The 257-nt window shown below is 51.8% G+C and carries 1 protein-coding gene; it reads right to left on the minus strand.

Annotated elements, in window-relative coordinates; genetic code table 11:
* Nucleotides 1–257, minus strand: a 257-nt coding sequence (locus R0J92_RS24485; protein ID WP_411053596.1) for a hypothetical protein, incomplete at both ends; no start/stop codon positions are given.

A 257-nucleotide genomic window follows, 5' to 3' on the forward strand; every position in this document is an offset into this window, starting at 1 on the left:
GTCACGCTGCTCTAAGCCTGACTGGAATGCATTCAGCAGGTGATCCAAGCTCTCTACCAGATGACCCAATTCATCATCGTGATGCCCTTTAAGAGTGGGCTTAGGCCACTGGCCAGGCCGCGTGGGGTCTGTTTGGGTAATGGCGGCGTGCACTTTTAACAGTGGGCGAGTAATAAAAATATGAAACAGCGCAATGACTAGGCCGCTGAGTAAAAAGGCTTCCAAAACGCTTCTGGCTACGATGGCGTAACCTAGGG

Origin of the sequence: Tritonibacter sp. SIMBA_163 (assembly GCF_046535935.1) — a bacterium.
GTDB classification, from domain to species: Bacteria; Pseudomonadota; Alphaproteobacteria; order Rhodobacterales; family Rhodobacteraceae; genus Epibacterium; species Epibacterium scottomollicae.